The 13,511-nt window shown below is 41.6% G+C and carries 14 protein-coding genes; all 14 read right to left on the reverse strand.

Features of this window, described 5'->3' with window-relative positions; translation table 11 throughout:
• Positions 1-30: 30 nt before the first annotated feature.
• The 14 genes from AMR95_RS04160 to AMR95_RS04230 all read right to left on the reverse strand — a co-directional run bounded on the left by AMR95_RS04160 (position 31) and on the right by AMR95_RS04230 (position 13,424).
• Positions 31-984, reverse strand: a complete 954-nt coding sequence (locus AMR95_RS04160) for a polysaccharide deacetylase family protein (protein WP_039178663.1) — start codon at positions 982-984, stop codon at positions 31-33.
• A 124-nt stretch (positions 985-1,108) separates the two neighbouring features.
• Positions 1,109-3,226: a polyribonucleotide nucleotidyltransferase gene (gene pnp / locus AMR95_RS04165; protein ID WP_024424134.1), complete on the reverse strand. Its 2,118-nt coding sequence runs from the start codon at positions 3,224-3,226 to the stop codon at positions 1,109-1,111.
• Positions 3,227-3,407: 181 nt separating this feature from the next.
• Positions 3,408-3,677: a 30S ribosomal protein S15 gene (gene rpsO, locus AMR95_RS04170; RefSeq protein WP_008354438.1), complete on the reverse strand. Its 270-nt coding sequence runs from the start codon at positions 3,675-3,677 to the stop codon at positions 3,408-3,410.
• A gap of 140 nt (positions 3,678-3,817) precedes the next feature.
• On the reverse strand, positions 3,818-4,783 hold the full coding sequence (ribF, locus tag AMR95_RS04175) for a bifunctional riboflavin kinase/FAD synthetase (RefSeq protein ID WP_058837689.1): 966 nt from the start codon (positions 4,781-4,783) through the stop codon (positions 3,818-3,820).
• A 17-nt stretch (positions 4,784-4,800) separates the two neighbouring features.
• Positions 4,801-5,730 (reverse strand): tRNA pseudouridine(55) synthase TruB, encoded by a 930-nt coding sequence (gene truB, locus AMR95_RS04180; RefSeq protein ID WP_058837690.1) that lies wholly within the window; start codon positions 5,728-5,730, stop codon positions 4,801-4,803.
• A gap of 68 nt (positions 5,731-5,798) precedes the next feature.
• A complete protein-coding gene (gene rbfA / locus AMR95_RS04185; protein WP_007499525.1) occupies positions 5,799-6,149 on the reverse strand; it encodes a 30S ribosome-binding factor RbfA in 351 nt (116 codons plus the stop codon).
• A 17-nt stretch (positions 6,150-6,166) separates the two neighbouring features.
• A complete protein-coding gene (locus AMR95_RS04190; RefSeq protein ID WP_024424137.1) occupies positions 6,167-6,445 on the reverse strand; it encodes a DUF503 domain-containing protein in 279 nt (92 codons plus the stop codon).
• Positions 6,442-8,562 (reverse strand): translation initiation factor IF-2, encoded by a 2,121-nt coding sequence (gene infB, locus AMR95_RS04195; protein WP_041084836.1) that lies wholly within the window; start codon positions 8,560-8,562, stop codon positions 6,442-6,444. The genes AMR95_RS04190 and infB overlap by 4 nt, the downstream gene beginning before the upstream one ends.
• Positions 8,563-8,581: 19 nt before the next feature.
• Positions 8,582-8,884, reverse strand: coding sequence for a YlxQ family RNA-binding protein (locus tag AMR95_RS04200; protein WP_039178647.1), 303 nt, complete (start codon positions 8,882-8,884; stop codon positions 8,582-8,584).
• Entirely contained in the window at positions 8,877-9,161 is a 285-nt protein-coding gene (gene rnpM, locus AMR95_RS04205) for an RNase P modulator RnpM (RefSeq protein WP_024424139.1), read from the reverse strand. The genes AMR95_RS04200 and rnpM overlap by 8 nt, the downstream gene beginning before the upstream one ends.
• Before the next feature lie 15 nt (positions 9,162-9,176).
• Positions 9,177-10,292, reverse strand: a complete 1,116-nt coding sequence (gene nusA / locus AMR95_RS04210; protein WP_024424140.1) for a transcription termination factor NusA — start codon at positions 10,290-10,292, stop codon at positions 9,177-9,179.
• A gap of 32 nt (positions 10,293-10,324) precedes the next feature.
• Entirely contained in the window at positions 10,325-10,798 is a 474-nt protein-coding gene (gene rimP / locus AMR95_RS04215; protein WP_003211398.1) for a ribosome maturation factor RimP, read from the reverse strand.
• 238 nt (positions 10,799-11,036) lie between these two features.
• Positions 11,037-12,170, reverse strand: coding sequence for a glycoside hydrolase 5 family protein (locus AMR95_RS04225; RefSeq protein WP_058837691.1), 1,134 nt, complete (start codon positions 12,168-12,170; stop codon positions 11,037-11,039).
• 24 nt (positions 12,171-12,194) lie between these two features.
• Positions 12,195-13,424, reverse strand: a complete 1,230-nt coding sequence (locus tag AMR95_RS04230; protein WP_058837692.1) for an endo-1,4-beta-xylanase — start codon at positions 13,422-13,424, stop codon at positions 12,195-12,197.
• Between the last annotated feature and the right edge of the window lie 87 nt (positions 13,425-13,511).

Below are 13,511 nucleotides of genomic sequence, written 5' to 3' on the forward strand. Positions count from 1 at the left end.
TTGCTCCTCCTATTCAACAAACAGATCGCATCACGGATGTCTTTTTTCACTTAGGAGGTCAGAAACCGTCCCTAATTCATATCCTCTTTCCTTGATTTGAGTGATAAGTGCGTCAAGACTTTTCGCCGTTGCATCTGTTGGATGCATTAATATCATCGCCCCATTGTGAATTTTCCCAAGCACCCGCTTTTGTAAAATAGCCGGTGATGGTTTTTGCCAGTCGATGGTGTCTACTGTCCACATAATGGTTTCCATGCCTTCTTGTTTGGCAAGCTTAACTGTTTCTTCTTTAAAGCTGCCGCTTGGAGGCGCAAACCATTTTGGTTTCTTCCCAAGGGATTCTTCAATTTGGCGATTTGTTTTCGTTATCTGCTCTAATGCTCGTTCTCTTGTCAGTGTGCGCATATCTGGGTGATTGTATGAATGATTTCCAATTTCATGACCATCTGCCACGATTTTTTTAGCAAGTTCTGTGCTTTTTTTCACCCATTTGCCTTCTAAGAAAAAGGTCGCCTTGACTTGATGCTTTTCCAGCGTCTTTAACATGTTGATTAAATGCTCGTCACCCCAAGCTACGTTGATGAGGAATGCATTCATTTTTTTATCTGGATGGCCTTTATAAATGGGCTCAGCACCAAGTTCATGTAAATGAATAGATGGTTTGGTTTCATTCAAAACAAGCAGCTTTTCATCGAATGACCCCTGTTTCTTCATTTTTTCATAAGAAGCATCGATATCAACTGTCTGTCCATTTAAGCCAGGTATCTTTTTCCACACTTTATCAATCTTAGCATTTTGCGCCTTTACTTCATAGTCAGAAGACTTCGATTCAATCTCCTGATATAAAATATCTTTTGAAACAGATGCTACCTCGGCATGCTCTTTCATTGATTCAATATATGTAACAGCAGCCGGCTGCTTCATCGTTTGATATGACACGAGCAGTAAAAATACAAACACAATGAATGGTAACGTTTTTTTCAATGGTTGTCCCTCCCCTTTACCACAAATTATGATGGGGAGAAACAAGCTAGAACTATTGTTAGCGCAAGAAAAGAAAGAAGCCTGGCACGGATACCTGGCTTCTAACACATTTTATTTGATCTCATTAAGACTGCTTTTCTTCTTTTTCCTTTTCTTCACGTAAAACAGCTTTCCGAGAAAGGTTCACACGGCCTTGTTTATCGATTTCAGTGACTTTGACAAGTAATTCATCGCCAAGTTTCACAACATCTTCTACTTTGCCCACACGCTCAAGCGCAAGCTCAGAAATATGAACAAGTCCATCTTTTCCACTGAAGATTTCAAGGAAGGCACCGAATTTTTCAATGCGTTTGACTTTACCTAGGTAAAGCTGTCCTACTTCAACTTCTCTCACAAGATCTTCAATGATTTTCTTCGCTTTTTGGTTCATATCTTCTTCTGTAGAAGAAATAAAGATTGTACCATCTTGTTCAATATCGATTTTCACACCGGTATCTTCAATGATTTTATTGATTTGTTTACCACTTGGTCCAATGACATCGCGAATTTTATCCGGATTGATTGTCATCGTTAAGATTTTTGGTGCATAACGAGACAATTCTCCTCTAGAAGCAGGAATCGTTGACAACATGCTGTCTAGGATTTCCATTCTTCCTTTTTTCGCTTGTTGAAGAGCCTCTTCTAAGATGTCTTTTGATAGACCATCAATTTTGATGTCCATTTGAAGTGCTGTGACACCTTTTGAAGTACCTGCAACTTTAAAGTCCATATCTCCAAGTGCATCTTCCATTCCTTGAATGTCTGTCAGCACTGTGTAGTATTCCCCTGATTTCACAAGTCCCATTGCAATCCCTGCAACTGGTGCTTTAATTGGAACACCCGCATCCATCATCGCAAGTGTGCTTGCGCAAATACTTGCTTGTGATGTAGACCCGTTTGATTCTAATACCTCTGAAACAAGGCGAACCGTATAAGGGAAATCTTTTTCGGATGGAATCACTGGTTCTAGTGCACGTTCACCTAGTGCGCCATGTCCGATCTCACGGCGGCCTGGACCACGCATTGGGCCTGTCTCACCAACACTGAACTGCGGGAAGTTGTAATGGTGCATGAAGCGTTTTGATTCTTCAACACCTAGACCATCAAGAATTTGCACATCGCCAAGTGCACCTAATGTACAAATACTGAGCGCCTGTGTTTGTCCTCTTGTAAATAAGCCTGAACCGTGCGTTCTTGGCAGGAGTCCTACTTCTGAAGAAAGTGGACGGATTTGATCTACACCGCGTCCATCTGGACGTACTTTCTCTTCAGTGATCAGACGGCGAACTTCGTTTTTGACAAGCTTGTTTAATACATCTTTCGCTTGTTTAATCGTTGCTTCGTCTCTTTCTTCTGCTTCAAACTTCTCAACTACAGCTTTTTTCACAGCACTAATTGCATCCTCACGCGCATGCTTCTCATGTACTTGAATCGCTTTCAGCAGGTCTGCTTCAGCAAGGGCTTTTACTTCGTCTGCTAACGTTTGATCTACTTCATATAAAGGAATATCGATTTTTTCTTTACCGACTGCCTTCACAATTTCTTCTTGGAATTCGATTAAGCGTTTGATTTCTTGGTGACCGTACATGATCGCTTCAAGCATTGTTTCTTCCGGTACTTCATCAGCACCAGCTTCTACCATGTTGATCGCATCTTTTGTTCCAGCAACCACAAGATTGATGTCGCTTTGTTCAAGCTGCTCCACATTTGGGTTAATGATGAGCTTTCCATCCACTCGTCCTACTGTAACGCCGGCGATTGGTCCCTCAAATGGAATGTCAGACACACATAAAGCTAAAGATGAGCCAAACATTGCAGCCATTTCAGATGAGCAATCTTGATCCACACTCATGACGATACTAATAACTTGTACTTCGTTTCTAAATCCATCTGCAAACAGCGGACGAATTGGTCTGTCAATTAAACGGCTTGCAAGGATCGCCTTTTCACTTGGACGGCCTTCTCTTTTAATGAAGCCGCCAGGAATTTTACCTACTGCGTATAGTCTTTCTTCGTAGTTCACAGTGAGCGGGAAGAAATCAAGTGGTTTTGGTTCTTTAGAAGCTGTTGCTGAGCTAAGCACAGCCGTATCTCCGTAGCGTACGAGGACCGCTCCGTTTGCTTGCTTTGCAAGCTGGCCAGTTTCAACTGTCAGTTGACGTCCAGCCCAGTCTATGGTGAAGACATGTTTCTCTTGTCCCATTCTGAGATAAACTCCTCTCTTATCGTAAAGTTTTAGTTAGTTCTTATTATGAACAAAATGATTTTCACATATCAATGTGAAAGCTGTATGTAGAAGGGTTTTTGCCATTCTTTCAACATTTTAACCATAAAATATTAGTGATTATACGATAAAAAAGCGGGAATCCTCCCGCTTTTTACGATTATCGACGTAAGCCTAGTTTGTTAATTAACTCACGGTAACGAGTTACGTCTTTATTACGTAGATACGTAAGAAGATTACGACGTCTACCTACCATTTTCAAAAGACCGCGACGTGAGTGGTGATCTTTCTTATGAGTACGTAAATGCTCGTTCAAGTTGTTAATTGATTCTGTTAGGACAGCGATCTGAACTTCTGGAGATCCAGTATCAGATTCGTGTGTTTTGAACTCATTAATTAATTGCGTTTTACGCTCTTGAGTAATTGCCATCCTGTTTCACCTCCAAATCATGTTAGCCCCATCTACCTCGCAACCGTCGGTGAAGTCGGCCTGCCAAGTAAGTGGTTTTAAAGCTACAGGAATTATCATACTAAAAATATGCTAAATTTGCAAATGGTAGAGCAGTTTTTCTATATTTTTTTTGTTTGCTTGTGTTGATGTTGAAAAAACTGAATCGCTTCTTCTTTATCTTGACTAATTTGAGCCGTCAGCTCCTGAATTCCGTTAAATTTACGTTCACTGCGAATGCGCTTGAACCATTGTAATTTAATCGGCTGGCCATATATTTCTTCGTTGAAATCAAAGAGGTTTACTTCAATGGCAGGCTGATCAGGACGTTTTTCATAAAATGTTGGTTTATACCCAACATTACAAACGCCGTCATATACTTTGCCTTTCACTTCTGCTCTTACAGCATATACCCCTGTTGGCGGAATAATGTATTCAGCAGATAAGCCGACATTAGCTGTCGGAAACCCGATCGTCCGTCCGCGTTTGTCTCCATGGATGACAATGCCGCGAAGCTGATAAGGTTTTCCTAGAAGCTCGCTCACATATTCAACATCCCCATTTTTTAATGCGGAACGGATGAGAGTGGAGCTGACTTTTCGGTCTTGATTGGACAGCTTAGGGACGATGGTTGCCGTGATACGGCCTTTTCCATATTCATCAAACGTTTCCATTGTGCCTGCACCAAAACGCCCAAACGTAAAATCAAATCCCGCTACTGCGTGCTTCACATTCAATTCATCCAAATATTGATCCACAAACTCTTGAGGAGATAGAGCTGCAAAGCTCTCGCTGAATTGTACGATGTATAAATAGTCAGCGCCCAGCTGTTCGATGAAATCAATTTTATCCTCAAGCGGTGTAATTAAGTCTTTTGGTTCCCGTGCCTTTTGCAAAACATGTGAAGGATGCGGATGAAAGGTCATGACCGCTAAGGCCAATCCTTCTTTTTTCGCAATGCTTCTTGCTTCGTCAATGACTTTTTGATGCCCGAGGTGAACACCGTCAAAGTACCCTAAAGCCATGACAGACGGGACTTGATCCTTTTGATTCAATGTTTGTGGGTGTGAAATATGTATAGTCTTCACGAGATGTCACCTTTTCTTTAAGATTGCTTGTCCTGAGATAAGATCTTCGCCGGCTTCATCAGGTTCGGTTTGGTCGGGTGCTTCATATATATCGCCAGACAACGACCTGAAGGAGCAAAAACAGCGACACGATCCTCCTCTGCGAAATGAGCAAATTCATTAGGCATTGGCAGGACTGCACCGTTTTCCACTTTACTTGCTAATGTATCATTTATCTCCCATTTCGGCAAATGATTGAGCGCACGCTCGATCGGGACAAGGTGCTCATCTACAGTTCCTTCCTCGCTTATCTCTCGCAGCTCGTCCAGCGTGATACATTCATCAAGTGTAAAATCACCAGACCCTGTGCGAATGAGGTGTGACATGTGGGCTGGAAACCCTAGTTTCTTCCCGATATCAACCGCTAATGTTCTCACATATGTTCCCTTTGAGCATAGTACGGTGAATCTAAATGACACGCTGCCATCCTCATATGTGACAGGTGTAGTCCGCTCGATACGATGAATAGTAATTTTACGGGCCGGCCGCTCAATTTCAATGCCTTCTCTAGCATATTCATAGAGCTTTTTCCCGCCAATTTTCACAGCAGAAAACATGGGAGGAATTTGTTCAATGGTTCCTTCAAACTGCTTCAGCGCCGCATCAATGTCTCTTTCTGAGATCGGTTTTTCCACTTTTTTTTCTTCTACGATCTCACCTGTTTGGTCTTCTGTTGTCGTAGAAAAGCCAATCGTGATTTCTGCATCATACGTTTTCGATTTATCTGTTAAGTATTCTACAATCTTCGTTGCTCTTCCGATACAAATAGGCAGAACACCTGAAACCTCTGGGTCGAGGGTGCCTGTATGTCCGACTTTTTTTGTGAGCAAAATTTTTCTTACCTTAAACACACAGTCGTGGGAGGTCATGCCTCTTTCTTTATGTAATAAAAGAACACCATTTATCATCTGCGTTCTCTCCTTTCATAAACGATGAAAAAGGACAGACGATCATCGCCTATCCTTATTTCAACGTCTTATTCGTGATCTTTTGTGTTTAATTCAGCAATCAGGCTTTCAATTCGGTTTCCGTAATCTACGGATTCGTCGAATTCAAAATGAAGTTCTGGTGTTTTGCGAAGTCTGATTCGATTGCCAATTTCAGAGCGGATGTACCCTTTAGCCTTTGCAAGGCCTTTTAAGGTTTCCTCTCTTTTCTTCTCGTCGCCAAGAACAGAAATGTAGACTTTGGCAATTTGCAAATCACCGGATACTTCGACATCAGTTACAGTCAAAAAGCCGATTCTTGGATCTTTTAGCTTTCTGCCTAGGATGTCGCCCAATTCTTTTTTCATTTGCTCACCCACACGGGTTGCTCTCATACTCATGATCTTATCACCTCTAATTAAAACCACTCAGTTTTCGTGATCGTTCGTTCAATTTCAGGAAAAGAATCGATAAAGCTTAATACACGCTGAAGCTCCTTTTCCACTTGAACCCGAGATGAGGAAATCACGGCGATTCCAATTGATGTACGCTGCCATGTATCCTGGTAATCCATTTCAGCAATGGTTACATTGAATTTATGACGCGTTCTAGTCAATATACGCTGAAGAACCGCACGTTTTTCCTTCAGTGAGGATGCATCATAGATCATACACTCACATTCGGTATAACCGATCATTTTCTTTCGATTTCTTGCATAACGAATGATTCCATAACATCACCTTCACGGATATCATTGTATTTCTTAATGGTAATACCACATTCATAGCCTTGTGAAACTTCTTTCACATCATCTTTAAATCGTTTTAACACGTCAACTTCGCCTTCGAAAATAACGACGCCGTCACGGATTAAGCGGATTCCGCTATCTCTTGTAATCGTTCCTTCAGTTACATAGCCGCCAGCAATTGTACCGATTTTAGATACTTTGAACGTTTGACGAACTTCAACTTGACCGATGACTTTTTCTTCATATTCAGGGTCAAGCATTCCTTTCATCGCAGCTTCAATTTCATCGATGACTTTATAGATAATGCGGTGCAAGCGGATATCAACGTTTTCAGTCTCAGCTGTGCTCTTCGCATTTCCATCAGGACGTACGTTAAAGCCAATCACGATGGCATTAGAAGCACTTGCTAAAATGATATCTGATTCCGTAATCGCTCCAACACCCGTATGGATGATTTTCACTTTTACGCCTTCGACTTCAATTTTTTGAAGAGCTGCCGTTAATGCTTCAGCAGAGCCTTGTACGTCTGCTTTCACGATCAAGTTGATATCTTTTACGTCACCTTGTTTGATTTGCTCAAATAGGTCGTCTAGAGATAATTTTGCTTTGTCTGAACGCTGTTCGTCCAGCTGCTTAGAAGCACGCGCCTCACCAACTTGACGAGCTGTTTTTTCATCTTTGAATACGAGGAACTGATCCCCTGCATTTGGTACATCGTTTAAACCAGTGATTTCAACAGGTGTAGATGGTCCTGCTGTTTTCACGCGGCGGCCGATATCATTGACCATTGCACGTACACGGCCAAATGTATTTCCGACGACGATTGGGTCACCTACATGAAGTGTACCTGTTTGAACCAGAAGGGTTGCAACAGAACCTCTTCCTTTATCAAGCTCAGCCTCGATAACAGTCCCTTTTGCCGCACGATTTGGGTTGGCTTTCAATTCTGCTACTTCGCTGACAAGAAGGATCATTTCGATCAATTCGTCAATGCCTTCACCTGTTTTTGCAGATAGTGGCACGAAGATCGTTTCCCCGCCCCAAGCTTCTGGTACAAGACCATGCTCAGTTAATTCCTGCATCACGCGGTCAGGGTTTGCTGTTGGTTTGTCAATTTTATTGACAGCGACAATGATTGGCACTTCTGCCGCTTTCGCATGGTTAATCGCTTCAATTGTCTGAGGCATAACACCATCATCTGCTGCAACAACCAGAATTGTCGTATCCGTTACTTCGGCACCACGTGCACGCATCGTTGTGAATGCTGCGTGTCCAGGTGTATCAAGGAACGTAATTTTTTTGCCATTTTCTTCGATTTGGTATGCACCGATATGCTGCGTGATTCCACCTGCTTCGCCTTCGACGACTTTTGTCTTACGAATGCTGTCAAGAAGAGTTGTTTTCCCGTGGTCAACGTGTCCCATGATCGTTACAACTGGAGGGCGTACTTGCATATCTTCTTCTTTATCTTCAACTTCATACTTTTCAAGTTCAGTTTCTTCTAAAATAATGACTTCCTCTACTGGAACACCATATTCAGAAGCGATTAATTCAACTGTATCTTTGTCAAGTTCTTGGTTGATCGTTGCCATAACACCAAGCATCATCAGCTTTTTGATGATTTCAGCTGTTTCTTTTCCAAGCTCATCAGCCAGCTGGCCGACAGTCATTGAATTTGTAAATTCAATTTTTTCAGGAAGCTCTTTTTTAGGCTTCACAGGTCTAGCTTGCTGATGCTGCGGTTTGTTATTTCCACCACGTTTATTTTTGTTTTTATTTTGGTTGTTGTTTTTTTTGTTTTTATTAAATTGATTATTCTGCACGTCATTCTTCTTTCTATCATTGTTTTTGTTAGATGATTGTTTTTTTTGTTCTGCGGGTTTCTCGTTAGTTGTCTCTTTTGCTTTGGCTTTTTTATAGATAGCGTCTAGCTTTTTCACAGTGTCGTCTTCAAGCGTCGCCATGTGGTTGTTCACTTCCACGTTCATATCCTTAAGCGCTGCTATAATATCTTTACTTGAAACATCTATGGCTTTTGCGTATTCATATACTCTCACTTTAGCCATTCGTTCACCCCCAAATAAATTAATCGAGCAAGCTTATGAGCTTCTTAGCGAAGCCTTGGTCAGTGACAGCGACAACTACGCGAGCTTCTTTCCCAATAGAACGTCCGAGAACGGAACGGTCTTCAACTTTTCTAACCGGAACATTATAAAATTTGCATTTGTCAGATACCTTTTTTTCTGTGTTAGGTGAGGCATCTGCTGCAAGAAGAACCAGCTTAGCACGCGCATGTCTAATTTCTTTGATCACCAGATCTTCTCCTGACACGACTTTACGAGCTCGATTTGCTAGACCAAGCAAAGGATACCATTCAGATTCATTCATTAGGTTTTTTCACCTTTTCAGCTAGTTCTAGTAATTCTTCAAATATGTGTTCGTCAATCTGTGTCTGAAATTGCTGCTGTAAACTGCGTTTGTTCTTTGCCGCAAGAATGGTTTCTTTATCGAGAGAAAGGTAAGCCCCGCGTCCGTTCATTTTTCCGGTAGCGTCAACAGACACTTCTCCTTCTTTCGAACGAACAACACGGATCAGTTCTTTCTTTGGTTTCATTTCTCCCGTCACGACGCATTTTCTAAGCGGGATTTTTTTTCGGCTTTTCACCTTTTATATCACCTCTTATTCGTCAGATTCCTCAGCAACTGGTTCAGCCTCTAAGAAAAGAGATTCAGAGTCTTCAGTTCTTGGGAAAATACCGAGTTCCCTTGCATCTGTTTCGCTTTTAATGTCAATTTTCCAGCTGGTCAGCTTCGCTGCAAGACGAGCATTTTGACCTCTTTTACCAATCGCTAATGACAGCTGATAATCAGGGACAATGACTGTTGTCGCCTTGTCTTCTTCATTCACAATGACATCAAGTACTTTTGATGGACTCAGCGCATTGGCAACAAATTCAACCGGGTCATTAGACCAATGGACAATGTCAATTTTTTCGCCTTTTAGCTCATTGACAATTGCTTGTACACGCTGACCTTTTGGTCCAACACAGGAGCCAACTGGATCAACATCAGGATCATCTGTACGAACAGATATTTTAGAACGGTCTCCAGCTTCTCTAGCAACCGATTTAAGCTCTACAGTACCATCATAAATTTCTGGTACTTCAATTTCAAATAAACGCTTTAAAAGACCTGGATGTGTTCTAGACACATAAATTTGTGGCCCTTTTGTTGTTTTTTCTACTTTTGTAATGAACACTTTAATGCGGTCATGAGGTTTGTATTCTTCATTTGGCATTTGTTCATTGACAGGAAGAAGGGCTTCGATTTTGCCAAGTGACACGTAAATGAATTTACTGTCAATTCGCTGAACGATTCCCGTCATAATGTCTTCCTCGCGGTCGATAAACTCAGTGTAGATCACACCACGCTCTGCTTCTCTCACTCGCTGCGTCACAACTTGTTTCGCTGTCTGAGCTGCAATGCGTCCGAAGTCTTTTGGTGTGACTTCAATCTCAACGACGTCACCCACCATGTAATTCGGGTTAATATTGGCTGCATCATCTACAGAGATTTCAAGGCGAGAATCATACACTTCATCTACAACATCTTTTCTTGCGAACACACGAATCGTTCCCGTTTCGCGGTTTAAATCAACACGAACATTTTGTGCTTGATTAAAATTACGCTTATATGCAGAAATGAGTGCAGCTTCTATCGCTTCAATTATAATTTCTTTACTAATACCCTTCTCTTTCTCAAGAACAGTCAGGGCATCTAACAACTCACTACTCATTTTTATGGTTCCCCCTTATATCAATGAAAAGGTTAATTGAACGAAACTGCTAATCTTGCGTTAGCTATTTTTTCGTATGGAATATTGATCTCTTTCTTTCTTGTCTTGATCTTCACTGTCACTGTTGCAATCTCACCATCAAAGCTTGTAAGCTCACCTTCAAATGCTTTTTCACCATCAATTGGTTCATATGTTTTCATGAAAACATTTTTTCCAAGTGCTTTTTCAAAATCAGCTTTTTTCTTTAATGGGCGCTCCGCTCCAGGAGAGGACACTTCAAGAAAGTAGTTTTGGCTAATCGGATCTGCCTCATCAAGCTTTTCGCTCAAGGCTTCGCTCACTTTGGCACACTCTTCGATATCGACACCTTTATCAGAGTCAATAAACACGCGAAGGAACCAGTTTTGACCCTCTTTGACAAATTCAACATCAACGAGTTCAAGCTGTAAGCCATCTAAAATTGGCTGCACCATTTCGCTTACGACATCCACTACTTTTTTGCTCATTCTCTTCCTCCTTGTGCTTTCGATAAACGCTCTTATCAATCATTCTGCATAAAAACCCTGCTTTATGTGAGCAGGGGGAGCAGAAAACGGATGAATAATGTCGAGACAAAAATTGCCTGTTCAATACAAAAGAGCGGGTTTCCCCACTCTTGTCTCGGTAATCGTTAGCATTTCCATAAAAACTATACCATATCCAATTTTTTTATGCAAATGAAGTTCCTTATTCAGCAGGCATTCATCATCGGTTTTTTTCATTCATTCTTTTCGCATGTTCACTGATAAGTGCTGCCTCCCTGCTCCCTTTTATGATGCGGAATCCGTCATAATCCGGATAGAGCGAGTCATCGTCCTGAATGCTTGTTAAAATCCAAAATTGACTGCCAGCACCTCCAAGCCGCTCTACCGCTGACAGCCAGCTTTGATATACGCCTGGACGAGCTGATTGATTTTGGTAGCCAAACTCTTCTAGCACAACTGGTTTTCCGATTGAATTTCCGCGGGTGATATGGTCTTCGATCCATTTCACTCCCCAGACAGCAGACTTGTTCCAGTGATCTGGGTACAAATGATAGGTTCCATAATCGATATGAGGAAGAGATGTTAGACGGTCCCAATCGACGCCTTCCCCTCCTCCGTAAAACCAATCTTCATGTCCTGGTATACGAAAGAATCCTTCATCTCCTACTGCAACAAGATGGTGACGATCAATCGATTTGATCCATGTACTCATTTCATCTGCCCATTTGACTAGTACATTTCCCGTTGGATCTGACTGCATCCGCGGCTCGTTGGCTAACTCCCAAGTCATAATAGCTGGATCGTCTTTATATTGAACACCTGTATACGTATTGGTTCTTTCTAATACATAGCGGACATAATTTTTGTAAGCCTTTTGAATACGAGGATCTGTATAAAAGGCATCATGCGATCCTGCCCCGAACCACTTCACATATTGATTCATACCGCCGAAGTCATCCCAATTGTTCACTAGTGGGATGACAAGCTTTATTCCTTCCTTTCCTGCTTTATAAATGGCATAATCTAGTTTTTGAAATCCCGATTCTTCATAGACCCCTGGACTAGATTGTAAGACTGAGTTTTCTTGAGGGGCCCCGTCGTGAAAGCCCCAAATCCGTATGACCTTTAAATTCATTGCTTTCATATCATCGAACACAGCATCTACCATTTTTTTAGATTTGTAATGGAAATAGTAATTATTTGTGCCGGCGAAGTAAAATGGTTGATTGTTCAGCGTAAATTGTGTACCAGACGTCTGCACATAAGCGGCCGCTTTAATCGTAAGCGAAAACCAGCCGGACCATATAGCGGCCACAAGTATGAAGCAAGATACTCTTTGAGCCCACTTTTTCATTTACATTCTCCTCACAATCTATCTCTATCCTTCTTGAGGCAGGATCACGTCTAGTTGAAACGGTGTTTGTTCATTTGAATCAAGTTCAATCGTCTGCTGTTTCAACATTTTACTTTCTTTACCGATTCTAACCTCATATGTTCCGTGAAATGCTGGACATCTCACATGGCCATTAGCATCTGTTTTTTCAACTCTTTGGGTCGTCCACTCATTTAGAAGCTTTTCATAACGTCTTCCTGCTTCATTTAAAGACCAATCATAATTCACGATGGCTGCATTTTCCCCTCTCCAATGGGCACCTGCCCAAAATCCCCACATTAGCACTCCTTTTACGGCTGGATGACTAAATGCGACGCGATATAAAGCTTCCAGGTTATCCGCTCTTCGATTAGGGTCAGGGTGAACCGAATCGTACTCTGTGACCCATATTGGAAGACCTAGCTCAGCAAGCACATCGAGTCTCTCTTTGACAATGACTGGATCGACCCGTTCTTCAAAATGGCCTTGAACCCCAATCGCCTCAATAGGTGCGCCTAACTGACGCAGTTCATTGATATGCGCTTTATAGGCATGGTGTTCACCATATGAGATCACATTATAATCATTCACAAACAATAGTGCTTGAGGATCAATTTTTTTCGTTTCTTCATACATCCACTTCCAAATATTTTTCCCAAAGCGATCTTTAAAAAATGAACCATGCATCATTTCATTGTTTACATCCCAATGACGGAACCTTCCCTTAAAGTGATTGCCCGCATGCTCAAGCCGGTTTTTCATGGCTTCATATACTTCGTGATTTGGCAGTGACCTTAGCCAGCTTGGATTCGCATCCTCTACCTCCCAAAACAAAGCGTGCCCTCTCACTGGAAGCTGATGTCGATCTGCAAAATTCAGCATCGCATCTGCTTTTTCGTAGGTGATTCTCCCTCTTTGTGGCTCATTCGCATACCATTTTGCCTCATTTTCAAAAACAGCCCAATTAAAATGTTTCACGAAAAAATCAGCATATTGTTGATTAAATAACACTTGATCATTCATCGCTGAACCAAAGGCGAATTCATGTCTGATTTGCTTTATTTCAACCTCTATACCTGCTATTGGCTTTTTTTCACCGTTTGTTACGTTGATCACAAGATCTCTTTGTCTATGCTCTGAGATTCGATCATCCGCCTCTTTTTTCCACATCAGACTGTCCTGTCCATTTTCGCCCCTATTGAATGAATGATGAAGAAAACTTCTTTCTTTGACCATATAAACTCACCCTTATCTTCATTGGATTCTTGATATTTTCTATTCAAACTGCCGGCTAGAAGCCGACAGCTTGAATTTGACCTTTGA

This window comes from Bacillus sp. G1(2015b) (assembly GCF_001482475.1).
Lineage (GTDB): Bacteria > Bacillota > Bacilli > Bacillales > Bacillaceae > Bacillus > Bacillus safensis.